The following is a 26205-nucleotide window of genomic DNA, read 5'->3' on the forward strand; positions in this document are numbered from 1 at the left end:
TGCCCCCGAAACTGCCCCGATTTCCCGTTTTTCACCTCGAAGCAAGCCCAAAAAGGTGGAAATCGGGAAATCGAGGCAGTTTTTCGCACGCGCCGGAATTCGGGGACCAATTTTTGGCTGTCCGTTACGGCTCTTTCACACTATCAAAAAAACACGGGGGTCTGTCCCGTTGACGAACCGTCATGGGGTAGACTTAAACGGCACGCGTTTTGCGCCGATTAATCAGTTGGAAGGAACTTCGTGACCATCGAGTGGACCTTTTTCCTCTCCGAGCTTGTGCAGAATCCCATCCTGCTGGTGGTGACGCTGCTCAATATCGGCGTGATTGTGGTGAATGGGGCCACCGATGCTCCCAACGCCATCGCCACGGCTGTTTCCACGCGGGCCATGAAACCCCGCCATGCCATCATTATGGCGGCGGTGTTCAACTTCCTCGGGCTTTTGCTGGTGTCGCTGGTGTCCACTGCCGTGGCCCATACCGTGTTCTCGATGGTGGATTTCGGCGGCGATGCGCACCAGGCGCTCACGGCGCTGATGGCGGCCATGGTGGCCATCATCGTGTGGGGGGTGGCGGCCTGGTGGTTCGGCATTCCCACGTCCCAGTCCCATTCGCTTATCGCCGGCCTGACCGGCGCGGCCATCGCCGTGCAGGGCGGTCTGGACGCCATCAACGGAGCCGAGTGGATGAAAGTGGTCTACGGCATTCTGCTGTCAACGCTGCTGGGCTTCGGTCTGGGCTGGATCAACTACAAGGTGATCGGGCGCCTGTGCCGCGGCGTCAACCGCCAGCGCGCGAACCGTTTCTTCAAATGGGCCCAGATAGGCTCGGGGGCCGGCGTGGCCTTCATGCACGGCGCCCAAGACGGCCAGAAGTTCATGTCCATTTTCATGCTGGCCATCATGATGACGGCGGGTATGGGCATGGACCTGACGGGTGTGGCCATGCCCCTGTGGCTCATGCTGTTCTGCGCCCTGAATATGGGCCTGGGCACGGCAGTGGGTGGCGAGCGCATCATCAAATCGGTGGGCATGGACATGGTGAAGCTAGAGTCGTTCCAGGGCTTCGCTGCCAGCCTGTCTACCTTCGCGAGCTTGTTTCTGGCCACCTTCGGGGGCCTGCCGGTTTCCACGACCCATACCAACACCACGGCCATCATGGGGGTGGGGGCCGCCAAGAACCCCAAGGACGTGAAATGGTCTATTGCCATCGATATGGTGAAGACCTGGGTGCTCACCTTTCCCGGGTGCGGCATTCTGGGCTTTGCCTGCGCGAAGTTGTTCCTTATGATCCTGTAACGCGAGAAGGAGACCACTGTGGGTAAGAAGCACAAGTACGACTACTTTGCCGCCTATGAGGAGCTGTCCGATCTGGCTGTCCAAGAGGCCAGCGTGCTCGTCCGCGCCATGGAGAACTTCACCGACGCGGCCTCGCTGCGCGCGGTGCTCGACGAGGCGCACGAGCTGGAACATGCCGGCGACACCATTAACCACGACATCTACAAGAACGTCGGGGGCGACTTCATGCCGCCGTTCGATCGCGAGGATATTGTGGCCTTGGCCGGCTCGCTCGACAACATCCTCGACGAGATAGAGGACGTGCTGCAGTACTTCTACATGTTCGACGTGCATCAGATTCCCGACGACGCCCTGCGCTTCGCCAAGCTCATCCGCAAGTCGTGCAAGGCTGTGGACGCCGCCATGGAGGACTTCCGCAACTTCAAGAAGTCGAAGAACTTCAAGCAGCTGGTCATCCAGGTGTCGGACAACGAGGAGGAGGCCGACGGGCTGTACGTGGAGGTGATTCGCAACCTGCACGTGAACCATGCCGACGAGCCCATGCACGTGCTGAAGTGGTCGCGCCTGTACGCGTTCATGGAGAGCTGCTGCGACGCCTGCGAGCACACTGCCGACCTTATGAGCACCATTCTGCTGAAGAACATGTAGGGCGCTCGTCGGGCGCAAGGGCGCCGCCGTCGCGATGCGGGGGCTGCGCGTCGCGGCGCTCTTGAGGTGCACCGGCGCCCCGGCACCTTGGCGCCCCAGTGCGCCTGGGGCTTTGGGCCTAGGCTTCGACCTCTCCGGGTTTCTCCTCAGTCTGATCGGAGCTTTTCTCGACGTCCTCGGATTCCGGGGGCGTCGTCTTCTCTTCCTCGGAATCCGCCGTCGCCCCGGCGCTGTTCGCGGCTTCCTTGCGCTTACGGGGGTTGCCGCGCTTCATCTCGCTTTTGGAGCGGTGGCGCACAGGCTCGGGCGTTTGGGGGGCGAAGGGGTCGGGGGCTTCGTTCGGTTCCGGGTCGGGATCCAGGCCGATGATGCGGTACAGCTCGTCGCGGTCGACGAACAGGCGGTCAGAGGGGTCGGGTTCGGGGGTTGCCTCGGCCGCCTTCTCGCGGGCGCCGCCCACCTTCTGCGCTTCCACAATGGGCACTTCCAGCTTATCCATCAGCACGGTGGGCTCGAATTCCTCGCCGGTTTGATCCATCCAGTGTCCGCTGAGGCGGTCGTAGAGGCGCTTGCCGTGGCGCTTCAGCCGATCGACGCGCGTGCTGCCCTGGCGCTCGCGGGCCGTTTTGCCCATGGGCACGTGCACCTTGCGCGCGATGAAGCGCGCCGGACGCACCACGCTTTCCACCACGCGGTCGGAATAGTCGCGCGGGGGTTTGGTGCGCCAGCCCAGGATGAGCGACAGGTAGCGCAGGGCCATGATGAGCGCCGCGCAGAGGAAGCCCGCCGAGTCGGGCAGGATGCCGTTGGCCTTCAGGGGGCAGTACACCGCGCAGCCGATGAGAGCCGCCGACCCGTAGATGGGGCCGGCTTGGAAGGCCACGGGCGACCGGTTCATCAGCACGTCGCGCGAGATGCCGCCGCCGATAGCGGTAATGGTGCCCAGCACGACCGAGGGGATGACGCCGAGCCCTGCCGACAGGCTCTTCGAGGCGCCGATGATGGCCCACAGGGCTACCGAGATGTTGTCGAGCAGATCCACGATGGGGTCCAGGTAGGTGGCCAGCTTGCCGAAGTAGAACACCACCACGCCGGCGCAGGCGCAGGACAGCAGGAACCATGGGCTTTGGAAGGCGTACAGGCCGTATTCGCCGTAGCCCTGCAGCAGCACGTCGCGGATGATGCCGCCGCCCATGCCGGTCATACAGGCGATGGCCACGGTGCCGAAGATGTCGTAGCGGGCGCGTACGGCGGACATGCCGCCGGACAGTCCGCCGGTGACGGTGGCGGCGAACTCGAACCAGAAGGGGAGGGTGAAGGCGGTTTCCAGAGTCACGGCAGCCGTCCTAGCGCGCGGGATCGGACGGGGCGCCCGCGGCTGCAGGAGCGGACACGTCTTCCACGGCCATGACCGTCGCCACCACGGGCTCGCCGCGGAAATTCAGATCGCCGGTGAGAACGCGGGCGTCTTCCAGCGAGAAGCCGTCGCCATCCACAGCGGCGATGGCGCGCAGGGCGCCGGCGCGGGCCTGATCGTACAGATCCCAGAAATCGGTCGTGCTCGCCTGGCCGGTGAAGGGGTTTTCCCAAACCTGGTGGTCGGTGTTGGCGTAGGGGCTATGGTTGCGCTCCTCGCCGCGATGGCTGAGGGCGGCCAGCAGCGAATGGGGCCGCACTAGGCGCTCCATCGCGCCCAGGGCACCGCGCTTCCATCCCTTCGGAGAGTACAGCACGCGTTGGGCCGCACGCTGGGCGCGCACCGAAGCTGCGAACAGGTTCTGGGGAATGTCCAGGTCGAAGGCGTCTTTCACAGCGCGCGCGTACAAGGTCGATACGGCGCCGAGCATAGCCGGCGAGCCCTTCAGCACCGCCGTGGCCGGGTTGAAGCTGGCCACGGTCTCGCCGCGCTTGCGGGTGAGCGCAAGCTCGTCCAGGTCCGTCTCGATAACGGCGTGCACTTCCGAGCGCGCCTCGTCACCCAGACCTTCCACGCCGGCGGTGCATAAGGCGTTCACCTGGCTGTACACCAGGGGATGCACGGTGCGGTCCAGCTCGTAGTGGCACAGGAAGCCCAGCACGTAGGCGCGCGCCCACGAGCGCTGGTGGGACGGCAGCAGCGGCACAGCGGCCTTCAGCGCCACGATGAGCTCGGTGGGCCGTGCCTCGTGAATGGTGGTGCCGAGCTTCGCGTAGGCCAGGTAGCGCGGGTCGGCAGCTGCGTAGAACAGGGGGTCGGGGCCTTGGTTTCCCAGCAGGAACGCCTCGGCCTCGTCGCGCGAGCCGCCCACGGATTCGAACACCTCGTTGTAGATGTCCTTGGCGAACAGGTCGTGGGTGATGATGGCCGGCATACAGGCTCCTCCGAACGGGTGGGTGGCAGGGCGCCGCCGGAGCCGAGGACTCCGGGGCGAAGTGCCCATATTACGCAACGCCCTCATCATAGACAATGCCGTGTCCGCAAGCGGCCTGCGCCCGTCCACCGTCGGAAAACCGACACATGCAGCCGCTTCTTCGATTTCTTGGTATAGTGATGGCTCAGTGTATCCGGGTGCAAGTTCCCCGCATTCTGAAAAGGAGTGGGCACCATGTCTTTGATCGTTGCGAAGTTCGGCGGCACCTCGGTGGCGTCGCCGGAGCGCATCAAGAACGTCGCCAAGCGGCTGGTGCGCATGCGCCAGCAGGGCAACGAGGTGGTGGCCGTGGTGTCGGCCATGGGCAAGACCACCGACGAGCTGATGGGCCTGGCCAGCGCGGTAACCGGCGCGCCTCCCGCTCGCGAGCTCGATCGGCTGCTGTCCACGGGCGAGCAGGTGTCCATGACGCTTCTGGCCATGGCCGTGGAGGCGCTGGGCTACAAGGCCATGAGCTTCACGGGCCGCCAGGCGGGCATCCAGACCGACGGTACCCACAACAAGGCGAAGATCGTGAAGGTGCACAACGAGCGCATCTTGGACGCGCTGGAGGCCGGGGTCATTCCCGTGGTCGCGGGCTTCCAGGGTATCGACGCCAACGACGACATCACCACGTTGGGCCGCGGCGGCTCGGACACCACGGCCGTGGCCATCGCCTGGGGCATCAACGCCGACGTGTGCGAGATCTACTCAGACGTGGACGGCGTCTACACCACCGACCCGCGTGTGGCTCCCCGCGCGAAGAAGCTCGATTCGGTCTGCTACGACGACATGCTTGAGCTTTCCAGCGCCGGATCGGGCGTGCTGCAGAGCCGCGCGGTGGAGTTCGCCCGCAAATGGAAGGTGGTCATCCATTCCCGCTCGGCATTTTCCGATGCGGAAGGCACCTATATCAAGGAGGAGTACGAAATGGAAGAAGCCGTCATCACCGGCATCGCCAGCGACACGTCCGAGGTGAAGGTCACCGTGCGCGGGCTTCCCGACACGCCCGCCGTGGCCGCCAAGATGTTCTCCGCCCTGGCCGCGAACAACGTGAACCTGGACATGATCATTCAGAACGTGTCCGAGGGCGGCGTCACCGACATCTCCTTTACCACCCCGGGGGCCGATCTGGGCCGCGCGAAGGACACGCTGGAGCGCATCGTCCCCCAGATCGGTGCGCGCGAGTTCATCGTGGACGAGGACATCGCGAAGGTGAGCCTGGTGGGCACCGGCATGAAGTCGTCGCCCGGTGTGGCGTCGCGCGCCTTCCAGACCCTTGGCGACAACAACATCAACATCGTGGCCATCTCCACGTCGCCCATTCGTCTGTCGGTCATCGTGGACGCGGCTCAGGCCACTCAGGCCGTGCAGTGCCTGCACACCGCCTTCGGCCTCGATTCCGACGATCTGTTCGTGGAGACCCAGCTGTCGGCCGAGGAGATCGCCGCGAAGATGAAGAAAGGTCGCTAACGAGTTGTTCGCGCCGCACCCCGAGAGGGGGCGTTGCGAAGTACCCGCTTCGCTGTTCGCCTTCGGCTCAGGCGCTGCGCTCCCTCATGTTTTTATGATGCGCCCGTTGGGCGCAAACAGGATTGGTGTTCAGAGAACTTCGCAACGCCCCCTCTCGGGGTGCGGCGCTGCTCGGTATCAAACGAAAGGATACAAAAATGGCCTGGACGAAAGAGATGCCTGCGAACCCCGTGGTGGCGGTGGCCGGGGCGACCGGTGCGGTGGGGCAGGAGTTCCTGCGCGTGCTGCACGACCTGGATTTTCCCGCCAGTGAGGTGCGCGCGTTGGCGAGCGCTCGCTCCGCCGGCAAGAAGGTGGCCTTTGATGGCTGCGGGCAGGTGCCTGCCGGCGAGCTTACGGTGCAGGAGATGACGCCCGAGTCCTTTGAAGGCGTGGACATTGCGCTGTTCTCGGCTGGTGCGGGCGTGTCCAAGCAGATGCGCGAGGCCGTCACCGCTGCCGGTGCCGTGATGATCGACAACTCCAGTGCCTTCCGCATGGACGAGGATGTGCCGCTCGTGGTGCCCGAGGTGAACCCGCAGGATGTGGCGTGGCATTCCGGCGTTATCGCGAACCCGAACTGCTCCACCATCCAGATGGTGGCCGCGCTGAAGCCGCTCTACGACCTGTCGCCCATCAAGCGCGTGGTGGTGTCAACCTACCAGGCCGCCTCGGGTGCCGGTGCGCCGGCCATGGCCGAGCTGTACGACCAGACGCGCGCCTACCTGGACGGCACGCCCGACGAGGAGCTGGAGGTGAAGGCCTTCGCCCATCGCATCGCCTTCAACACCATTCCGCATATCGACGTGTTTTTGGACGACGGCTCCACCAAGGAGGAGTGGAAGATGGTCGTCGAGACCAAGAAGATCATGGGCGACCCGAACATCGAGGTGGCCGCCACCTGCGTGCGCGTGCCGGTGTTGCGCTGCCACGGCGAGTCGCTGAACGTGGAGTTCGCCGACGAGGTGACGGTGGATGCGGCCCGCGCGGCCCTGGAGGCGGCGCCGGGCATCCAGGTGATGGACGACACCGAGAACAAGGTGTACCCCATGCCGGGTCTGCTTGCGGGCACCGACGGCACCTTCGTGGGCCGTCTGCGCAAGGATCCCACCGTGCCCCACGGCATTGCCTTCTGGAATGTGGCCGACCAGATTCGCAAGGGCGCGGCCCTGAACGCCGTGCAGATCGCCCAGCTGCTGCTGCCGTAGGGCGGCTGGTTCGACTCCGACCTCGCGAGGCGGCCTGCGGGCCGCCTTTTTTTGGCGGTAGCCTTGGGCTTTGCGTTGGCAATGGCCGGTAACGTTTCGTTCGGTACTCGAAAGGGGCCTTTTCTGCACGAGATCGCGATTTATGAGCGTCTCGGAAGGCGATTTGCGCTCGATCGTGAAAGACTACCGGTTTGCCCAATGTCCTGAGCTGGTGTTTTTCGAAGATCTTCCCAGATTGCGGCCTCGGTGCGATAGTCGAGACGCTCATAAATCGCGATCTCGTGCAGAAATCGAGGGGCTCGTCGACCGAGCCGGCCGTCAATCCCTCGAATCGTCGCGATACACGGCGCGGACGAGGTATTCCACGTTGCCTTCGGGGCCGGTGATGGGGGACTCCACCACGCCCGTTACGGTGAAACCCTCGGCAGCCAGCGCCGCTTTCACCTCTTCCACGGTGCGCAGGCGCACGGCCGCGTCGCGCACCACACCGCGGTCGGTCTCATCGTGGGCCGATTCGAATTGGGGCTTCACCAGGCCGATGAACACGGTGCCCGGGTGGCTGAGGCGGGGGAAAACCGGAGCCAGCGCTGCCAGTCCGATGAACGACACATCGATGACGATGAGGTCGAAGGGGGCGCCGAGGGCGGTGGGGTCGGCGTCCTTGATGTTGGTGCGCTCGAAGACGGTCACGCGCGCGTCCTGGCGGATCTTCCATGCGAGCTGCCCGTAGTTCACGTCGAGGGCCGCCACGCGCGCAGCGCCGGCCTGCAAGAGGCAGTCGGTGAAGCCTCCGGTGGACGAGCCGATGTCCAGGCAGTTCATGCCCGATACATCCTGCGCGAAGGCATCCAGGGCGCCCTGCAGCTTCTTTCCGCCGCGCGAGACGAATTGCTTGCGTCCTTTGAGGAAGATGTCGGCATCGGGCGTCACGGCTATGGCGGCGCTCGTGACGTACACGTCGTTCACGCGCACTTCACGGGCCATGACGGCCCGCAGCACGGTGTCGCGGTCGGGAAAATCGCCCCGCTCTACGAGCAGGTCGTCCAGGCGCATTTTCTTCGGCTTCTTGGTCATGGGGGCATTATACCGCGAGCAGCCGAGCACTGGTTTGGTTGACGGCTGCCAGCGCTTCCTTGCGGGGCAGCTGCTTGAGTTGGGCGATGCCGGCCAAGGCGTTGCCCAACTCGGCGTGCCACACCTCGGCAGCCAGCGTGTCGCCTGCGCGGGAAGGCATGTCGGTTTCCAGCAGCAGACGGTCGAGCGGTATTTGCCGCACGTACTCGCGGCCGCGTCGCGATGCCAACATACGGGGTCCCACGGAAAAGAAGCATCCGGCGCGCACGGCGCGAATCAGGTCGTCGGAAGTGCCGGAGAACCAATGGAGGATTACCTGGTGTCGCGAGAGGGTACCGGCCTGCTCGAGCAAGTCCAGCGCGACGCCGGCGGCATTCACGGCATGGATCGAGATGAGCTTTGGGGGCATCGCGGGAATGTCGGGAGTGAGGGTGCTGCTGCCGGGGCGGTTCTGGTCGTCGCTCGCAACCGCAGCACGAGTGCCGTCGTGTCCGTCGCCCGCCGCACGGCCTTCCGTATGGACCGGTGAAGGCGCCGCCGCAGGCTGGTCGCAGGCGGCGAGCAGCTGGGCGAAGGCGTCCGTCTGCCGGGCGCGGCTCTCCTCGGTGTCGCGCGGTCCGGCGAAGTCGAGTCCGATTTCGCCGATATAGCGGGTCGCGGGAGCGAGCGCGCAGAACCGCTCCAGCTCGGTATCGCCCACGCGGCCGTCGGCGATCCACCAGGGATGAGCCCCCAGGCCCACGGCGACGTTGCGGGCGTCGGCCAAAGCCGCTTGCAGGCGTTCGTATTCCGCCGGCTCCGCCGTGCACGAGAACGCGCGAACGCCCGCGCCTTCCGCAGCCGCCGCCGTCACGGTCGGATCAGGAGCAAACCCCAAATGGCAATGCATATCGTACCAAGTTTCCATGGGAACTTCCTTTTGCGTTGAATCTTGGAGTCGTTGGACTCACTGGACATTTGGTTGCTTTGATTGGCCTTCGAGATCATAAAACCAATCAGGAAGGAGGCCTGTACCATATAGAGGCAGATTCACTACCCAGTCCTGTTCTTTGAACCCGTCGAGCGAAAGCCTGAGTCCACGTTCGAGATGGTTCTTTTCCACGAATAGGCGAAGGCTTTTTGCTTGAAGGTTGGTCGATGCTTTAACCTCAATGGGCACGATCTGACTATCGTAGTCGTACACAAAGTCGATTTCCCCCGACGAGTTTTCCGCCGACCAGTAATAGGGGATGACTTTGCCCGTAGCGACCAGCTCCTGGCATACATAATTTTCAGTCAAGGAGCCTTTGAACTCTGAGAAGAGCTCGCTTCCTTCAACGAGAACTGAAGGGCCAAGACGGTTGGCTGCTCCCAAAAGTCCGACATCGAGGAAGTATGTTTTAAAGGCCTCTTTTTCCGCGTAGGACGCAAGGGGCAGGCCTGGCTTGCTGATGCGATTGACGCGGATGATCAGGCCGGCATCGACGAGCCATTGGATGGCTTCCTCGTAGCCCCGCGCGCGGGCACCGGTTCGCACGGCGGCATAGATGAACTTCTTGTTTTCGCGGGCGAGCTGGCCGGGGATAGAGTTCCAGACGAGCCGAATCTTTTCGGCAAGAGCGGCGGGCGCGTACTTCGAGAAATCATGCTCGTAGTCGAACAGGAGGCGATTGTGGACGGCGCGCACTTCTCTCAGATCATTGCTGTCCAGGTAGGTCTGCACGGCGTCGGGCATGCCGCCGATGAAATAGTACCGCCGCAACTGCTCGATGTATCGCTCGGTGAACGAATTCACGAGGGAGAAGTCGCCCTCGTGTAGCGTGTTCCTCATGATCTCGTTTCCCGTGGCGATAAGAAACTCGTCAAAGGTCATGGGGTAGATGAACAGGTGGTCAACTTTGCCGACGGGAAATGAGGTGCCTTGATGCAGCGCGACGCCCAACAAGGAGCCCGCTGCGATCAGGTGAGTTTCTGGGCGACGCTCAGCGAAGGCCTTAAGGGATGTGATGGCGCGTGGGCATTCTTGGATTTCATCGAACACTACGAGTGTGGCAGGATCTTTGGCGTCAACGCCGGTATAGAATGTTACTGCGTCGAGAAGGCGGGAGGGCGAGAGTTCTCCGTCGAACTGCCTTACCATTGCCTCGTCATCGAGGAAGTTGATATAGGCAGTGGCGTTGTAGTTCATGCGCCCGAAATTCTTGATGAGCCATGTTTTCCCCACTTGGCGTGCTCCCTGTATGAGCAGGGGACGTCGGCGAGGTGAGCTCTTCCAACCTGCCAAGTCTTTCATCGCAAAGCGTTCCATGGCATTCCTTCCGCAGATGGGAATAAGAGGGTTTCGCAGATCATATTAAAACAGTCTGCGACTAAAAAGTGGCAAGAATGCCAAAAACTCCGACTAAAAAGTGGCAAGAATGCCAAAAACTCCGACTAAAAAGTGGCGAAAATATCCATAGTGTCTTCTGTCATTTGCACAGCTGACGCAGACGTAGCCTCCCCCGATGGCAATGTGGGCTACCGGAGGGGATAGGCAGATTACTAGTGGGAAGGTAATGCGATTGGGCGCGGTGATGGCTGTGACGTGCTCAGCGGCGTTTGGGTGGAGGTTGGTGGGTTTTGCTATACTGGCCGGTGGATTTTGAGAAGTGAGGACTGGCTATGAACAACAACCATGGATGCTGCTGGTGGGTTTTCGTTATTGGCGTAGGTATCGCCTTCGGTCTCTTTCTATTCTCGTTCTGCGGATAGCGATGGGCGACGTATCTGGGGATGATGCGGTGGTGGGGCAGCGTGCGCCGGCAGCTTCTGACGCACTGCGTGATGCGACTTCCGAGGCGTCGGTTGCGGAAGGCGTGCGGGCCGAGCCCGTGGCAGCCTGCGCGCCCGATGACGCACGCTGCCCTTGTGGTTTTGTGCGATCGGTTGCGCGTGAGTTGGCGTACAACGCTGGTCGAGCGCGCGGAGCGTTGATATTCGACTTGGCCGTGTTGGCCTTCTGTTTCGTGGGATTCTGCGGCAACGAGTACGCTCTGAAGCCGTTTGCGGCCGCGGTTTTTCCCGATAGTCCGGTGGCTTATCTTGTGCAGTGTCACCTGAACGATTTCCTGGGTGGTGCGGCGTTTCTTGCCTACACCAATATGCTTCTCGATTTGGTACGTCCTGACATGCGCATCCGCCGGCTGACTACGAGTGTCGTCTACCTGTTTCTCTGCGGTATCTTCTGGGAATACGCTGCCCCGCTCTTCGTCAAAGCCAGTACTGCCGATCCCCTCGATCTTCTCGCCTACATGACGGGAGCCGCTGCTTACTGGCTTGCCGGGAGTCCATGGACCCGGCGTTCTTACTGAATACGCTGATTCTAAGTGGTGGCTGCATGTTTGGCCTTGGTGCAATCAGATGTAAACGAATATCGGGCGTGGCGCTCTCGTCAGGTGCAATCTGACTGAAAGGTTGCTTATCTTAGCTGGTTGTCATCTTTTGATTAGAACATTTCGCTAATCGTTCGTTGTGGTGGCTTCGGGGTTTTCGTTGGCGCCCAGGTCTTCGGGGACGGTTTGCTCTGCGAACTCGGTTTGGGCGGTGCGCTCGGCTTGGCTGGGGGCCATCCAGTCGCCGGCGATGGCGAAGGCGAAGCACAGGATGAGCACCGCCACCACGGCGATGATGCCCCACAGCACACCGGGATGCTTGGCCTGGGAGCCCTTCGGGCCGCCCTCATCCACCTCGAACTCCTGCATGGCCGGCAGCACCGGGTCGCTTGCCGACGACTCGAGCACGGTTGGCTCCTCGGCGGCCAAGGGGTCGCGCTCGGCGAAGGTTTCCCCGTGTTTCGCGTGGCTGCGGCGCTCGCGGCCGTTCTCGTTGTTCTTTTCGCGCGTTGTCATAGCGCTGTCCTCTCTGGATGGCAGGTGTTGTATCCTATGGTGACCCAACGAACGATCCCGAAACGACGCGGTTGGCGCATTGTCGCCAACCGCTTTGCTGTCTGTCGGAGAAGCGAAAGAAAACGTGCCGGGCGGCCCCTCCGGCCGGTATGCGAAGGAGCGCACCATGTCCATCGACATCGACACCTTGAATGACCCGCAACGCGAAGCGGTCACTACCACCGAGGGCCCGCTTCTGGTGCTGGCCGGCGCTGGTTCCGGCAAGACGCGCGTGCTCACCTACCGCATCGCCAACATTCTGGAGCAGGACCTGGCGGCGCCCTGGGAGGTGCTGGCCATCACCTTCACCAACAAGGCCGCCGCCGAGATGCGCGAGCGCTTGGGGCAGCTGGTGGGCGGTCGCGCCCGGGCCATGTGGGTGTCCACCTTCCATTCTATGTGCGGCCGCATTTTGCGCGCCGATGCCGAGCGGCTGGGGTTCACGCGAGGCTTCACCATCTACGACACCGATGACTTGAAGCGCCTGTACAAGGACATTATGGCCGGCCTGAACATCGACCCGAAGCGCTTCCCCGTGAACGCGCTGATGAACCGCATCTCCCAGGCGAAGAACGACTTGGTGGTGCCGGCCGATTTCGAGGCCCAGGCGACCGACCCGGTGGGGAAGGTGGCCGCGCGGGTGTACACGCGCCTGCAGGAACGCCTGAAGGCTGCCAACGCCATGGACTTCGACGACATGCTGCTGTACGGCTACCTGCTGCTGAAGCACCACGAAGACGTACGCCGCGCCTACCAGGAGCGCTTCCGCTACATCATGGTGGACGAGTACCAGGACACTAACCGCGCCCAGTACGCCATCACGCAGCTTCTGGCCGCGGGACACCGCAACATCATGGTGGTGGGCGACGACGATCAGTCCATTTACTCGTGGCGCGGGGCCGATCTGCGCAACATCCTGGAATTTGAGAGCGACTACCCCGAGGCGCGGGTGGTGAAGCTGGAGCAGAACTACCGCAGCGTGGGCAACATTCTGAACGCGGCCAATGCCGTGATCGCCAACAATCGCCATCGCAAGCAGAAGCGCCTGTTCACGGCTTCGGGCGACGGCGACAAGATTTCCGTGTACCTGGCGAGCGACGAGCGCGACGAGGGCCGCTGGATTGCCGGCGAGATAGAGAAGCGCCGCGCTGACGGGCTCTCCTACAATAACATGGCCGTGTTCTACCGCACCAACGCCCAGTCGCGCATGCTGGAAGATATGCTGCTGCGGGCCGGGGTGCCCTATCGCATCGTGGGCGGCACGAAGTTCTTTGACCGCGCCGAGATTCGCGACGTGATGGCGTACCTGACCCTGGTGGTGAACCCCGCCGACGACATCGCCGCCAAACGCGTGATCAACGTGCCGCGCCGCGGCATCGGCAAGGCCACCATCGAGCGCATCGACCAGTTCGGGCTGGAGATGAACATGCCGTTTCTCACGGCATGCGAGCTGGCCATCGTGGATCCTGATATCCGCCCGGCCACGCGGCGGTCGGTGGGCGAGTTTGTGCAGACGATCAAAGACGCCGCCGGCTACAGCGGCAATTTGCGGAAGGTGATCGAGATGATCATCGACAAGGCGGGACTCATCCGCGCCTTGGAGGACGAGGCCACCGACGAGGCGCGCGGGCGCATCGAGAACATCCAGGAGTTTCTGGGCGTCGTGGACGAGTTCGTGGAAACCCACGACGAGGACGACGCCGACTACGCCGCGCCCACGGTGGGCGACGACCCGGCCGCCGAGCCGGTGCGCGTGCTGCGGGGCGATTCCCTGGCCGACTTCATCGAGTGGGTGCGCTTGCGCACCGACCTGGACACGGTGAGCGAAGACGGCCAGGCCGTGACGCTGATGACCGTGCACTCGTCGAAGGGCCTGGAGTACGACTGCGTGTGGGTGGCCGGCATGGAGGAGACGCTGTTCCCGCACATGAACTCGGTGGGGGACGCGGCGGCCGTGGAGGAGGAGCGGCGGCTGGCCTACGTGGCCATCACGCGCGCCCGCAAGAAGCTGTATCTCACCTGTGCCCAGCAGCGCCAGATTTTCGGCCAGACCCACGCGAATCCCGTGTCGCGTTTCATCGGCGAGATTCCCAGCGAGTTGCGCCAGACGACGGGCTTGGGCTCGGCGGGCTTTTCCGGCACCGGCTGGGAGAAGCGGGGAAGCCGCCGGGGCATTGCCGGCTCGGGCACCGAGGCGGGGGAGGGTCGCGTGTTCGGTCGTTCCAGCGCCAGCGGCTCGCGTGGTCGCAGCTTCGAGGAGTTCCGCGCCGGCGGCGGCTTGGGCCGCGGTGGGCGGGGGGCTGCGTCGTCGGCGACCGACGGTGCCGGACGCGTGCGTGCCGGGGCGAACCCGAACGCGGGCAAGAAAGCGGCGGCGCGCGCGACCTTCGCCGCGGGAGATACGGTGGATCACAAGACTTTCGGCCGCGGCACCGTGGTGAAGGTAGATGGCGACACCCTGCACATTAAGTTCGCCAAGACCGGCCAGACGAAGAAGCTGCTGAAGGACTACGCTCCCATCGTGAAGATCGGATAGGGGCGTTGTAGGACGCTTGGGCAGTCTTCCCAAATGCGGCGGTATGCTATGATAATTCGCGTACGATTGTTGATGGAGGAGGGACAATGGTCGCTACGCCGGAGGGTATTGCCGCCGCGTTCAAAGAGCTAGTTGTCACTTTGGGATACCAATCGGTCACCGTCGACGCCATTTGCTGTTCTTCCCACGTTTCTAAGCGTACGTTTTATCGCTATTTTGTTGGCAAGGAAGACGTCGCCGCTTTCGTGTTGCAAAAAGGCGTTGTCGACCCGGTAAAGAGTCTCGTCGCATCACTTCCTCCACTGGTGGAAGGCGAACCCAATAGAATCGTGATGAGGGCGGTCTTTTTCGGATTGAAGAAAGACGCTCCGTTTTGGAGCGCCCTCTGTACTGCGCAAAGCCGATTCCCTCTCGAAAAGTTGCTGATAGACGGGTTCTCGACCTTCCTGTTCGACGGTATATCCAAAGCCGGTATCGACAGCAATCGCGAAAAGTACATGCGTCGGTTTTTCGTGAGCGGGTTTTGCGGTGTTATCGTGCAATGGATTTCAGAGGGCATGAGCTCTGACCCGTCAGAAATGGCTGAGCTTTTCGGAGATTGGCTGCTGGTTTTTTGGCGCGACCGTCTGGATATTGATTTTTCGGTATGGACTGATCGCATTATTGTCAGCGGGGAGGAGTAACGATACCCCCGCCCTTTTTCAGCAGCTTTTCCTTGTGTGACACGGAGTGCCACTATTCTCGTAATAAGGCGCATATTTTGGCATAGATGCATCACTTCGCTCGTTGCAACTTAGACAATTACCCCTTCACAATGAAGAAGCAGCTAAAGATGCTGCGTGTTCTTCCGAGGAAATGGAGGGAGTTATGAGCAGAGCAGTGGAGAAAAGTGATCGCTTTGAGTTGGGGCGTCGTGCATTCTTACAGGGCAGTGCCGCCACTTTGGGGATTGCGGCTCTAGGAAGTGCTGGGTGTGCGCCGCGTGAGGAGATCGAGTCGCTGCCCGACACCTCTGAGCCTGTTGATGAAGAGGATGAAATCTTCCAGGGCGTTTGTCGAGGAAACTGCGGAGGCGGTTGCCGCATGAACGTGCATGTTCGTGGCGGGAAAATTGTCAAAACGTCCAAAATCGATGCCGATGATGAGCTTGATACGCGCATTTGCCAGAAGGGACTTTCTCATGCGCAGAGAGTCTATGCGCCGGAAAGAGTTCAATATCCCTTGCGTCGCGTCGACGGCACACCTCGCGGCGGTGGAGAGTGGGAGCGTATTAGCTGGGATGAAGCAATCGAGGAAATTGCCACAAAATGGCAAGACTATATTGCGGAGTATGGCGGAACATCCATCGGCGTTGCCCGCGGTGGAGCAGGCACCTATTCGTACAACCAGTATATCTACACGCGCTTGGCGAACATGATTGGCGCCGTAACCATTGAGACTGGCTACGACATGGCCGGCTTGGAAATGGCTGACGCGATGACCGCCAGTTTTACAGCGCCTTACCTTGCGGGTAATGACGTGCAGGACGTGCTCAACTCGAAGAACATTTTCACCTGGGCTCGTAATTCTACTGTTGCGGGCCTGCCCAATCAGTCCTACATCAATACCGCTGTGGCGAACGGGACAAAGCGCATCGTCATCGATCCAGTATATACGCCTACGGCGGCTCATGCCGATCTGTGGATTCCTATTCGTCCGGCAACTGATGGTGCCCTAGCTCTGGCAATGACCAACTACATTATTGCCAACGGTCTTGCCGACGATGAGTATTTGCGAGACTGCACCGTTGCCCCTCTTCTCGTGAAAGAATCTGATGGAAAATATCTTCGCATGAGCGAGTTGGGGGTTGAGCCCGAAGAGGGCCCGATTAACCCAATGACCGGTCAGCCAACGGTGATAGATCCTCCGGCCGTGATGTCATCAGATGGTCAGACAGCGGTTGCCGTGAACACAATAGCCGACCCTCTGATTCGCGGCAGCTTCGATATCGACGGTATCAAAGTGAACACTGCCTACGAGATGCTTGTGGCGCGCGTCTCCGAGTGGTCTTTAGAGCGTGCGGCCAGTGTGTGCGACGTGCCTGCTGAGAAGATCGCGGAGCTTGCCAACTTGTATGTGGATGGCCCATCGTTGATAGAAATTGGTTTTGGCAACGACCATTGGGGTAACGGAGCGTCAGTGACCCATTGCCAGCTCACGCTCGCTATGGTGGCTGGCCAGTACGGTCTTGCTGGCGGCGGCATTGGCGGTGTCCAGGGCAATAGCACCAATGGCATTCCTGGTGCGAACTTTTTGGGGATGTACTATCCGGAAGGGGCGCCCTTCACGGGTATCTCCACCTCCCTTGCCGATTTCCATCAAATCGTTGATGAAGGGAAGTACGGCGATCGGGAAGTTGTCGTTAAATCGCTTCTTGTGACTACAGGAAACCCCGTGGCGTGCTCGCCCGATCGTGAGCGAATCAAGAAAACCTTCGATGCTCTTGACCTAGTAATTTGCGTTGATTGGCTCATGACCGATACGGCAAACTACAGTGATATTGTGCTACCCGCAGCTCACTGGTTTGAAATCGAGACCATCAACGCATGCCCGACGCCCTATGCCGATTTTCAGGAGATGTGCATCCCTCCGCAGTGCGAGTGCAAGTCGGATATCGATATTGCTGCGCTTCTGGGAGTAGCTCTTGGCTACAAGGATGCCATGGATCTTGACACTGAGGCATTTCACAAGATTGCGTTGGATAGCGATTTGTGCCGTGAGGCGGGACTCACTTGGGAGAGCATTAAAGAACAGAAACACCTGCGTCATGCTCCCGAAGCGTATGTGTATGGTAATCGGGAGAACCCTTTCCTTACGGCCACTGGTCGCGGACAGTTCTATATTGAGGACGTGAAACCGCGCTTCGATCACGGCCAGTCTCTCGACGCGGCAACCCTTGCCCTGCCCTCTTTCCAGTTGCCCGATGAAGCCTGGGCCGAGGGATGCGACGAATTCCCGAAGTACGAGCTCGCAAACAAGTATCCGCTTACGCTCATGTCGCAACGCGATAAATTCAAGGTACACACGACATTTGCGCCGCATCCGTGGTTCTTGGAGCTCCAACCTGAACCCACCTTGCGCATCAGCCCTGTAGACGCTGAGCTTCGTGGCATTAAGGAAGACGATTACGTGCGTGTACGTAACGACCGTGGTGCCTGCAAGTTGAAGGCGCATATGGATGCAGGTCTTCGTCCGGGCATTGTGCTCACTGAGCACACCTGGGCAGACAATCAGTATCTGGATGGTAATTACACGGCGCTTACGAGCTGCGTGACCGAGCAATTCAAGCCGGCGCCGCATCCGTTTGACACACTTGTCGAAGTTGAGCTTTGGTGAGGGAGGAGACTCAGATGACTCGCTATGGAATGGTTATCGATCTGAAGAACTGCGTGGCATGCCATGCCTGCAGTGTGGCGTGCAAGTCTAACAACAACTTACCCAACAATGTGTGGTTCAATCGCGTAGTCACTGATGGCGGCGATTATATGGACACGGCTCGAGGGGAATATCCCAACAACCTGTACCGCGCCTACTATCCCGTGAGCTGCCAGCACTGCGGTTCGCCGGTATGCGTGGAAGTGTGTCCCACTGCCGCTTCCTACGTGCGCGAAGATGGCGTGGTGGCTATCGACCATGATTTGTGCACGGGGTGTCAGACCTGTATGAAGGCATGCCCTTATGATGTCCGAACGTTGCTTGACGATGAAGTAGCCTATGCCGTGGACTTTCCGCTAGGAGACGCCGATGCCCCGACTCATGTAGGAGGTACTGTTGTCAAATGCGACTTCTGTGCTCATAGGCTCGATCGTGGTAAGGAGCCGGCGTGCATGGAACTTTGCCCTGGTCGAGCCCGCTTCTGGGGTGATTTCGACGACCCCGATAGCACGGTGAGCAAGCTAATTGCCCGGCGAGACTATGAGCAGCTGAAAACGGAGGACGGAACGGAGCCTCGTTGCTTCTACCTGAAGTAGCAGAAGGACAAGTGGGTCAGGGGGACAGTATGGGCGCAAGTAATGTTGCCGCTAAAGAAAAAGCTTTCACGACGAGCCTGGCATGCAGCGATGCTTGCGCCTTGCTGACCTTGTTTCTGCAATATCCCACTATTGAGCTGGCAGAGGGCTTGAACGGTGGAAGCGTGCAGGCCGACGTGTTTTCCATCGGGTTGGAGCTGGGCTGCGATGCAAAGGTGATGAGGGAGACAGCCAGCTCATTCGCAGACCATTCGCACGCGAACCCAGGCGCTTTAAAAAACGAACTTCGTCGTGAGCATACAAGATTGTTCGATCACCCCGTTCTTCCTCAAGTGCCCTACTACGAGGAACTCTTCCTTTTCTCCTGCGATCATCCCGGCGTTCCTGCCAAGGAGGGACCACTAAGATTTGTCAATAAAGCTGCTGTTAGCGCAGAGGCTGCCTATCGAGAAGGTGGCTTTGGAGTGGTGCGGGAAAACTCGGTACCTGCCGATTGCATTACGTTGGAGTTGGCCTTTTTGGGGAAAATGTATACGTGCGCTTCAGAATGCATGCAGAGTGGCGACTGCAAAAGACTCGCGGAGGTACAAGCGATTATACGCGAATTCGAGCAGGGTCATGTCGAGCGCTGGATACCTGAGTTTTTCTGGCGATTGGGAAATGAATCGAAAGGGTTTTACGGCTATGTCGGACGAGTTGGCGTCCTGTACATGGAGCGAATCTTAGCTCTGTATCCAATTTTAAGTATCTAAAGGTGTCTGCAGTGCGAGTAAAGATTTGCATCGACAGTGGCTGTCGCTCCGGCCGATGTCGCCGCCCCTGTTAGAAGCGGGATGCCGGAAGCGAGAAGGCCGACGCTTGATCTGTGTGCGACGGAATGCGCGTCAATTGATGCAAATACATAGAAGATCGGCTAGCCGGAAGCGAGTCGAAGGATCTCGCGAAGGTCAGTCCGCGACAAGCGTCAGCGCCAGTTCACGTACGGCGGGGGCGCCTCCGTGCTGTTCGACGACGTTCACCGACAGCGCGGGCATCACGGGGGTGCCGGCCAGAAGCGGCAGGTGGCGCGGATGGAACTGAATGGAAGGCTCGTCGGGGTCGCGCGCCCAGGGCGCTCCGGCCTCGCGCAGCAGGGGCTCGGCTACGGTCATGTCGCCGTCGAACACCTTCGCGGTCTTCCAAAAGAAGTCGTCGCGGTCGAACTCCCATAGCGCGTCGTCCAGCGCCACGGCGCTGTTCTGCTGGAATATCTGGGTGCGATTCTTGTTTTCCAGCGAGCAGTAGTGCACGCCGAGGGAAAGGCCCTCGTCAAGGGCGAACTCCACCAGCTTAAGGCAGGCCAGCTCGCTGCTGGCTACGGGCAGACCGCCCGCGTAGCGGTAGTTGTAGGGGATGGCGAAGGGTGGGTTCGCGATGCGGAAACCGCGATCCGCAAAAGGCTCCCAGTTGCCCATGGGATAGCCGAATTCCAGCAGGTTGATGCCGAAAACCCCCAGATCGTCCATGGCCTGTAGCAGCTTCTTCATCTCGTTCAGAGTGCCGGGGATGACGGGCATCTCCACCATGACCTGGGGAATGTAACGCTTCGTCAGCGTCATGCGGCGTAGGGCCTCTTCGGCGGCATCTTCCTCGTCCGGCTTCACCGACAGGCGCAGCTCGGTAAGTCCCGCGTCGCGCAGGCGTGCGAGCAGCGCTTCGGTGAGAAAGTCGCCGTCGGTGTACAGGCGCAGGTGGGCCTGAGGTGCCCTGGCGTGGGCGCGCGCGAGGAACGCTACGGCCTCATCGGGGTGCAGCAGAGGCTCGCCGCCGGTCAGCGCCACGTGGGTCACCGGCACATCGCCCTCTAGAAACGCGTCCAGTTCGCAGCGCCAGTTTTCCTTCAGGCGGCGCCCCTCCTCGTAGTCCGCTTGGTTCGCGTTGAAGCAGAAGTAGCAGTTGCGGTTGCAGGCCAGCGAGAGGTAGAACGTGCGACTGCCGTCGTCGGTGGCGCAGGCCTCGCAGGCCGTGGAAAGCGGGCCGGTGGAAATGCTCGCGTCGCCGTTGCGGAAGCGGGCCCCCTTGCGAGCCAGCCGCTCTTTGAGCGCCGCTCGCTCGGCGGCGTCGACGTGCTTCGGAGCGAAATCGATACCGGCGGCGCGCAGCGATTCAACGTAGTCGGCCGCAATGGCCTCGTACTCGGCCAGCCACGCGGCCAGGGTGGGGCGGGTGCAGGCGATGTCGTTGACGGTCATGGCGCTCCTGTCGGGAGAGGTGCGGGCAAGGCAGGGCATGTGGATGCGAGGCGGCGATGCCGGCTCCGGTGCCTGCTTGGGGCAGTTGCGGAGGAGGGGCTGTGCGGCACTCCGGGTTCGCTTGCCTTGAATGCGATTATACTCTCAGTCCTAGGATTAATTTGCTAAAATAGGGAAAACCACGACCGACCGAAGGAGCGCCGTTGTTCGGATTCGCCATAGGCTGCTACCTCTTTCTCGGGGGCTTGGCCGGGGGCCTGGCGGCTGTTGCCAGCTGGGCTGCGCTCTGCGTCCCGGCATCGGAGGTCTGCGATCGCATTGGCGCCGATCATCGCCGGCTTGTAGGGGTTCCGCTGCTCGCTGCGGCGCTGCTCGTCGCCGCTTCGGCGCTGTGCCTTCTGGCCGACACCGCTCGGCCCGAGGCGATAGGGGCGCTGTTCGCCTCGCCGCGGGCGAACATCCTCACGGTGGGCGCATGGCTGCTCGTGGCGCTCGGCGTTGCATGCGCCGCGCTCGCTTTGTTCTGGCTCTACGGCCGCCGCGTGCGCCACAACAAGCTTCTTTGCGCGGCCCTTGGGGTGGCTTTCGCGCTGGGATTGGCCGTAACGGCTTATTCGGCCCTGTATCTGGCGGGTATTCGGGCTGTGCCGCTGTGGCATTCGTGGTGGCTCGTGTCGCTGTTCGTGGGCTCATCGCTTGCGGCGGCCTGTGCCCTGTTTGTCGCCATGGCCTTCGCCGCCCGCATCGACGGGCTCTTTCCCGCCGCGATGCGGCGAGCTAAGGTGTTCTCGCTGGTATTTCTCGCGGTAGAGGCCGTAAGCGCCTGCGCCTTCGCGCTCGCGGCGCTGAGCGTTCCCGATGAGGGATCGGCTGCTGCGGCCGCCACGTCGGCTGCCGACTTGCTCTTCGGGTGCGACTCCTTCATCTGGTGGGGAGGCTTCGTGGCGGTGGGCGTTGTCGGCTCCGCGTTCTTCGATCTGGTGGGGCGTCGTCGTCTGCTCGACCGGCGCATGGCGCGCAGCTTCGCGCTTACGGCGTGCGCCTGCGCTCTTGTGGGCACGTTCTCGCTGCGCATAAGCGTTATGATGGCCGGGGCGCACCCGGTGCTGGGTTTCTAGCGGTTCCAAGGAGAAGGAAGGTCCATGATCCAAAGGGAGAAGCAGATCACGTTCGAGGCCGACGAGGCCTCCAACCTGCCTTTGTGGGTGCAGCTGCGCAAGCGCATCGCCTACCTTATCAGCTCGGGCTTCTTCAAGCCGGGCGACCAGCTGCCGAAGATTCGCGAGCTGGCGGCTGATCTTTCCATCAACTTCAATACGGTGAACAAGGCGTACTTAAGCCTGCAGACCGACGGACTGGTGAAGTCGGTGCGGGGCAAGGGAGCCTTCGTCACCGATCTGGCCACGCAGCAGAACGACGAGCCGGCTGACGAGGCCGAGGCGCTGATGGACGAGTGCCTGCACGCCTGCCGCAACCTGGGGCTCAGCTACGATGAGACGGTGTCGCGCATGCACGTTCGCGCCGCCCGCCTGAAGATGAAGGAGGCCGCTCCCGCGCGTCGCCCCGACTCCAATGTGATTGTGCTGTTCCCCGAGGGCGAGGGAGTTGCGGCGGAGAAGGGGGCCTAGCATGTGGCGAAACCCTCCGGCTAGGGCGGTACGACCCGCGGCTGCCGCGCCCTCGTGCGAGCGCGTCCCTGCCCCCGCTTCCGCCACCGTGGTGGCCACGCCCGGCGAGCGTGCTTCCGATTTCGGCATCATACTGTTCAGCGCCTTTACGGCCGTCGTGGCCTTCTCCGCGGTGTGTGTCGTCGGCTGTGCGACTGCCGGTTCGTTCAATTTTCCGGTGGCCGCCGCCTCCACGCTGGCCGCTGTTCTAGCCGTCATGGCGGTGCACATCTCCCAGCAATGGGAGCGCGTGGTGGTGCAGCGCCTCGGCCGTTTCAGCCGCGTGGCGGGGCCGGGCCTGTTTCTCACCATCCCCTTCATCGAGCAGACGCCCATCCGCGTCGACTGCCGTACCCGCTACACCACCTTCGGTGCCGAGGAGACCCTCACGGCCGATCTGGTGCCGCTCGATGTGGACGCGGTGATGCTGTGGATGGTGCACGATGCGAAGGCGGCCTGCAACGAGGTGAGCGATTTCTCGGCCACCGTGGAGCTGACCGCGCAAGCGGCCCTGCGCGATGCTATCGGGCGGCTCTCCGCAGCCGAGGTGGCCATCCGCCGCGAGCAGCTGGACGCCGACATCCAGCAGATTCTGGAGGACGAGGCATCGCAGTGGGGCATTTCCATCTTGTCGGTGAAGATTCGCAATATCCTTCTGCCCCAGGCGCTTCAGGACGTCATGAGCTTGGAGGCCCAGGCCGAGCAGCGTCGCAAGGCCCGCATCATTCTCATGGAAGCCGAGCAGGACATCTCCGCCATGGCCGAGGACGTGGGCGAGGCCTACGGCGGGGGAGACGCTGCGCTGCGCCTGCGCCAGATGCATCTTATGTACGAGAGCGTGCGGGAGACTGGCGGCACGGTGGTGGTGCCCAGCTCCTTCAGCGAGGGCTTCGTGGAGGGGGCCGATGCCGCCCGCACGCTCAGGGCGGCAAGCGCGGAGAAGTAGGGCTCCTTTCGACTCCGCGTCCTGCAGTGGAAGGTCTGACTCGTGAGTAAGATACTCGTGAGTCAGATCTTAAGTTATCCTCAAACTAGATAATTAAATCCTAGGATTAGTATTGCTATCCTAGGATTGCTCATGCTATAGTTCAGCCATCGAAACCAGCTGATTTCTCAAGAGGAGGGGGAGATGTCGGCGAACCGCCCTCGTTCGGGCAGCTTGCCGGTGTCGCGCCTCCCAGTTGGACAGCAACCGTTCCTTGGCCAGGGGCGCGCGCCGTCTTCCAACGAAAGGAGAGAGAAAGTGACTACGTCGGAAAAGAAGCTGACTCGACGTTCGTTCCTAGCTACCACCGCCCTGACCGCCGGCGCCATGGCGTCGGCCGGTATGGCCGGCTGCTCCAGCGTGAGCACCGACGAGGCCCCCGAGCTTTCGGAGACGGGGGAAGCTGAGGAAACATACGCGATCAATTTCTGTCGCGGAAATTGCGGCGGCACCTGTCCCCAGAAGGCGATCGTGAGAGAGGGCAAGCTTGTCAAGTGCACGCCCGTGGCCGCCGAGCTTGATCGCGACTACCGCATCTCGCAATCGGGAGTTGGCTGCGTGAAAGGTCGCGCCACGCCGCAGCGCGTTTACGCTACGCATCGCGTGACTCACCCTATGCGGCAGACGGGGGAGCGTGGCTCCGACAATTGGGAGCAGATATCGTGGGATGAGGCGATCAGCCTGATCGCGGAGAATTTCCAGGCCGCCATCGACGAATGCGGCGGCAGCTCCATTGCGTTTTGGAAGGGATTCGGCAACGGCAACGGCTATTTGAACGGTGCCGGCTCGTCGATGATGTGCAACCCGTACATCGTTCCTTCCACGAGTATCGGCTTTAGCCGCTTTATCCAGAAGATTGGTGCGACGGTGTTCGAGGCATCTTCGGATTTTGCGGCTATGTACAGCACGTTTATCACGCTCAATATTCCCATTAACGGCAACGAAGATCTCGTTAACGCGAAAACGATCCTGTCCATCGGCCTGAACCCCGCCGATACGGCTCGCGGCGATTGGCCTATCGTGGAGGCTCGCCGCAAGGGTGCGACGGTTGTCACTATGGATCCGGTGTTCAGCAAGTCGGCTGCGCATTCCGATATATGGGTTCCCGTTCGCCCTGGCACGGATGGTGCGATGCTGCTTGCGATGTGCAACTACATCATCGACAATGATCTCGTCGATTATGACTATCTGCGCAATGGCTCGGTTGCGCCGTTGCTGATCAAGGATGACCTCTCTTATCTGAAGTTGTCGGATTTGGGTCTTGATCCGGTGGTTGTGACCGAGGGCGAGGACCCGGTGGATACCGAGGTCGTGTGGGATGCCGCCGCCCAGAGCTTCGGTTCATCTTTCGCGGTCAAAGATCCCGAGCTTGAAGGAACGTTCGATGCGAACGGCATTTCGGTGCGCACGGTGTATTCCCTTGTCAAAGAGGGGATCAAGCAGTTCACTGTTGATTTTGCCGCCGCTGAATGCGATGTGCCGGCCGAGCAGATCGAGGAAGTGGCACGCCTGTACGCGACCAACAAGCCTTCTACGCTGGCACCTGGCTACGGCTATGAGCACTACAAGAATTCCTGGCATATGTACAAGACCTTGATGCTTCTGGCTTCCCTGACCGGAAACGTCGGCAAGCCCGGCGCGAGCATCATACAGTTTGGAGCTACCAGCAGCATATCGCGCTATGCCGCGACCAACACTGAGGATTCCGTGGTAGAAGGAGCTCTGCCCGTCTCGGGTATTACCGGCGAGTACCTGCCCCAGTTGCTCGAGACCGAAACGTGGAACAACGAGGCGCACCCCATTCGATGCATTTACGTGCTCACGGCCGATCCGCTCTCCAACGGGTTGGGACGCAGCGAGCTTATCGAGGCATTCAAGAAAGTCAAATTCGTCGTTACTGCCGATTCTTTCATGACGGACACGGCGCGCTACTCCGATTTGGTGCTTCCCGTGGCGCTCTCGTGGGAGACTGATGATTCCTCGGCATCGATGTTCACCCAGAAGGCCGTGGAACCTTTGGGCGAGTGCAGACAGGACATCGATATCTTCCGTGCGATTGCGGGTGCGATGGACTTTGCCGACCTGTACCCCAAAACCAATGAGGAGTATCTGCGTTCCTACCTCGACACCGAGGAGAACCTTGCGGCTGGGTGCGGCTACGATGTGGCCAGCGAGCAGGGAATCGTCGGCGATGGGCCCCAGTTTGCGGCGGGAGTGAGCCCTGAAACCAATCCGACGGGGCGCACGCAGTTCTTCCTGAGCTACTTGCTGACGCGCGATGCGGTCGACTGGCAGCCGCGAGAGGTTGACCACTATCCTTGGTACGAGCCCGCCCACGAAGCGTATCAGGACAATCCTCTACGCGAGACCTATCCTCTTTACGGGGTGAGCAGCCATCATCATTACTGGGCCCACTCTCTGTTCAAGGGCATCCCGTGGCTCGACGAGCTGCGCGGCGAACCCACGGTTCTCGTCCACGAGGATACGGCGGCGCAGCGCGGTATTGAGACGGGCGATACGGTGCGCGTGTTCAATGATCACGGTTATGTGGTACTGAAGGCGATCGTTACGCAGGGAATTCGTCCGGACACCCTGATGCTTCCCCATGGCCCCGAAGGCGACGATTTCATCGACGGCCACACCCAGGCACTTTCCTCAGTGGTGCTTGACGAGATGACCAGCAATAACAATTTCAACGACTTCGTATGCGAAATTGAGAAGTACCAGGGGGGTGCTGAATAAT

21 protein-coding genes are annotated in these 26205 nt (G+C 61.3%); 14 read left to right on the forward strand and 7 right to left on the reverse strand.

Annotated elements, in window-relative coordinates:
* Positions 1-240: 240 nt before the first annotated feature.
* Positions 241-1296 (forward strand): inorganic phosphate transporter, encoded by a 1056-nt coding sequence (locus VIN30_RS10090; protein ID WP_326426756.1) that lies wholly within the window; start codon positions 241-243, stop codon positions 1294-1296.
* An 18-nt stretch (positions 1297-1314) separates the two neighbouring features.
* Positions 1315-1944, forward strand: coding sequence for a DUF47 domain-containing protein (locus tag VIN30_RS10095; protein WP_326426755.1), 630 nt, complete (start codon positions 1315-1317; stop codon positions 1942-1944).
* A 118-nt stretch (positions 1945-2062) separates the two neighbouring features.
* Here the strand turns inward: VIN30_RS10095 and VIN30_RS10100 are convergent, their stop codons facing one another.
* Positions 2063-3280: a trimeric intracellular cation channel family protein gene (locus VIN30_RS10100; RefSeq protein ID WP_338211310.1), complete on the reverse strand. Its 1218-nt coding sequence runs from the start codon at positions 3278-3280 to the stop codon at positions 2063-2065.
* Positions 3281-3290: 10 nt separating this feature from the next.
* Complete coding sequence (locus VIN30_RS10105) at positions 3291-4295, reverse strand: peptidase (RefSeq protein ID WP_338211311.1); 1005 nt, start codon at positions 4293-4295, stop codon at positions 3291-3293.
* 234 nt (positions 4296-4529) lie between these two features.
* Between VIN30_RS10105 and VIN30_RS10110 the strand changes: the two genes are divergently transcribed.
* A complete protein-coding gene (locus VIN30_RS10110; protein WP_326426751.1) occupies positions 4530-5807 on the forward strand; it encodes an aspartate kinase in 1278 nt (425 codons plus the stop codon).
* Positions 5808-6004: 197 nt separating this feature from the next.
* Positions 6005-7054, forward strand: coding sequence for an aspartate-semialdehyde dehydrogenase (locus VIN30_RS10115; RefSeq protein ID WP_338211312.1), 1050 nt, complete (start codon positions 6005-6007; stop codon positions 7052-7054).
* 318 nt (positions 7055-7372) lie between these two features.
* Here VIN30_RS10115 and VIN30_RS10120 read toward each other — a convergent pair whose 3' ends face one another.
* The 3 genes from VIN30_RS10120 to VIN30_RS10130 are packed head-to-tail and all read right to left on the reverse strand — an operon-like array spanning position 7373 to position 10415.
* On the reverse strand, positions 7373-8128 hold the full coding sequence (locus VIN30_RS10120; protein WP_338211313.1) for a TlyA family RNA methyltransferase: 756 nt from the start codon (positions 8126-8128) through the stop codon (positions 7373-7375).
* Positions 8129-8135: 7 nt separating this feature from the next.
* Entirely contained in the window at positions 8136-9035 is a 900-nt protein-coding gene (locus VIN30_RS10125) for a TatD family hydrolase (protein ID WP_338211315.1), read from the reverse strand.
* 39 nt (positions 9036-9074) lie between these two features.
* Complete coding sequence (locus tag VIN30_RS10130) at positions 9075-10415, reverse strand: ATP-binding protein (RefSeq protein WP_338211317.1); 1341 nt, start codon at positions 10413-10415, stop codon at positions 9075-9077.
* A 445-nt stretch (positions 10416-10860) separates the two neighbouring features.
* Between VIN30_RS10130 and VIN30_RS10135 the strand changes: the two genes are divergently transcribed.
* Positions 10861-11457 (forward strand): hypothetical protein, encoded by a 597-nt coding sequence (locus VIN30_RS10135; RefSeq protein WP_338211319.1) that lies wholly within the window; start codon positions 10861-10863, stop codon positions 11455-11457.
* A gap of 147 nt (positions 11458-11604) precedes the next feature.
* Here the strand turns inward: VIN30_RS10135 and VIN30_RS10140 are convergent, their stop codons facing one another.
* Entirely contained in the window at positions 11605-11994 is a 390-nt protein-coding gene (locus VIN30_RS10140; RefSeq protein ID WP_326424431.1) for a hypothetical protein, read from the reverse strand.
* 166 nt (positions 11995-12160) lie between these two features.
* Between VIN30_RS10140 and VIN30_RS10145 the strand changes: the two genes are divergently transcribed.
* From VIN30_RS10145 to VIN30_RS10165, 5 genes are all read left to right on the forward strand, one after another.
* Positions 12161-14569, forward strand: a complete 2409-nt coding sequence (locus tag VIN30_RS10145; protein WP_338211321.1) for an ATP-dependent helicase — start codon at positions 12161-12163, stop codon at positions 14567-14569.
* Between the two features lie 86 nt (positions 14570-14655).
* Entirely contained in the window at positions 14656-15252 is a 597-nt protein-coding gene (locus VIN30_RS10150; protein WP_338211322.1) for a TetR/AcrR family transcriptional regulator, read from the forward strand.
* A 184-nt stretch (positions 15253-15436) separates the two neighbouring features.
* A complete protein-coding gene (locus tag VIN30_RS10155; RefSeq protein ID WP_338211324.1) occupies positions 15437-17944 on the forward strand; it encodes a molybdopterin-containing oxidoreductase family protein in 2508 nt (835 codons plus the stop codon).
* A 14-nt stretch (positions 17945-17958) separates the two neighbouring features.
* The gene (locus VIN30_RS10160) at positions 17959-18579 is read left to right on the forward strand and encodes a 4Fe-4S dicluster domain-containing protein (protein WP_338211326.1); all 621 of its coding nucleotides are present in this window, start codon (positions 17959-17961) and stop codon (positions 18577-18579) included.
* Positions 18580-18608: 29 nt separating this feature from the next.
* The gene (locus tag VIN30_RS10165) at positions 18609-19331 is read left to right on the forward strand and encodes a molecular chaperone TorD family protein (protein ID WP_338211329.1); all 723 of its coding nucleotides are present in this window, start codon (positions 18609-18611) and stop codon (positions 19329-19331) included.
* A gap of 195 nt (positions 19332-19526) precedes the next feature.
* Here the strand turns inward: VIN30_RS10165 and VIN30_RS10170 are convergent, their stop codons facing one another.
* The gene (locus tag VIN30_RS10170) at positions 19527-20810 is read right to left on the reverse strand and encodes a radical SAM protein (protein WP_338211330.1); all 1284 of its coding nucleotides are present in this window, start codon (positions 20808-20810) and stop codon (positions 19527-19529) included.
* Positions 20811-21013: 203 nt separating this feature from the next.
* On the opposite strand from VIN30_RS10170, the gene nrfD reads away from it, so the two are divergent.
* From nrfD to VIN30_RS10190, 4 genes are all read left to right on the forward strand, one after another.
* A complete protein-coding gene (nrfD, locus tag VIN30_RS10175) occupies positions 21014-21928 on the forward strand; it encodes an NrfD/PsrC family molybdoenzyme membrane anchor subunit (RefSeq protein ID WP_338211331.1) in 915 nt (304 codons plus the stop codon).
* 24 nt (positions 21929-21952) lie between these two features.
* Entirely contained in the window at positions 21953-22438 is a 486-nt protein-coding gene (locus VIN30_RS10180) for a GntR family transcriptional regulator (protein ID WP_338211332.1), read from the forward strand.
* A 1-nt stretch (position 22439) separates the two neighbouring features.
* Positions 22440-23423, forward strand: a complete 984-nt coding sequence (locus tag VIN30_RS10185; protein ID WP_338211334.1) for a slipin family protein — start codon at positions 22440-22442, stop codon at positions 23421-23423.
* A 297-nt stretch (positions 23424-23720) separates the two neighbouring features.
* Complete coding sequence (locus VIN30_RS10190) at positions 23721-26204, forward strand: molybdopterin-containing oxidoreductase family protein (RefSeq protein WP_338211336.1); 2484 nt, start codon at positions 23721-23723, stop codon at positions 26202-26204.
* Position 26205 lies beyond the last annotated feature (1 nt).

It is taken from the genome of Adlercreutzia wanghongyangiae (assembly GCF_035989245.1).
Taxonomy (GTDB): Bacteria; Actinomycetota; Coriobacteriia; order Coriobacteriales; family Eggerthellaceae; genus Adlercreutzia; species Adlercreutzia wanghongyangiae.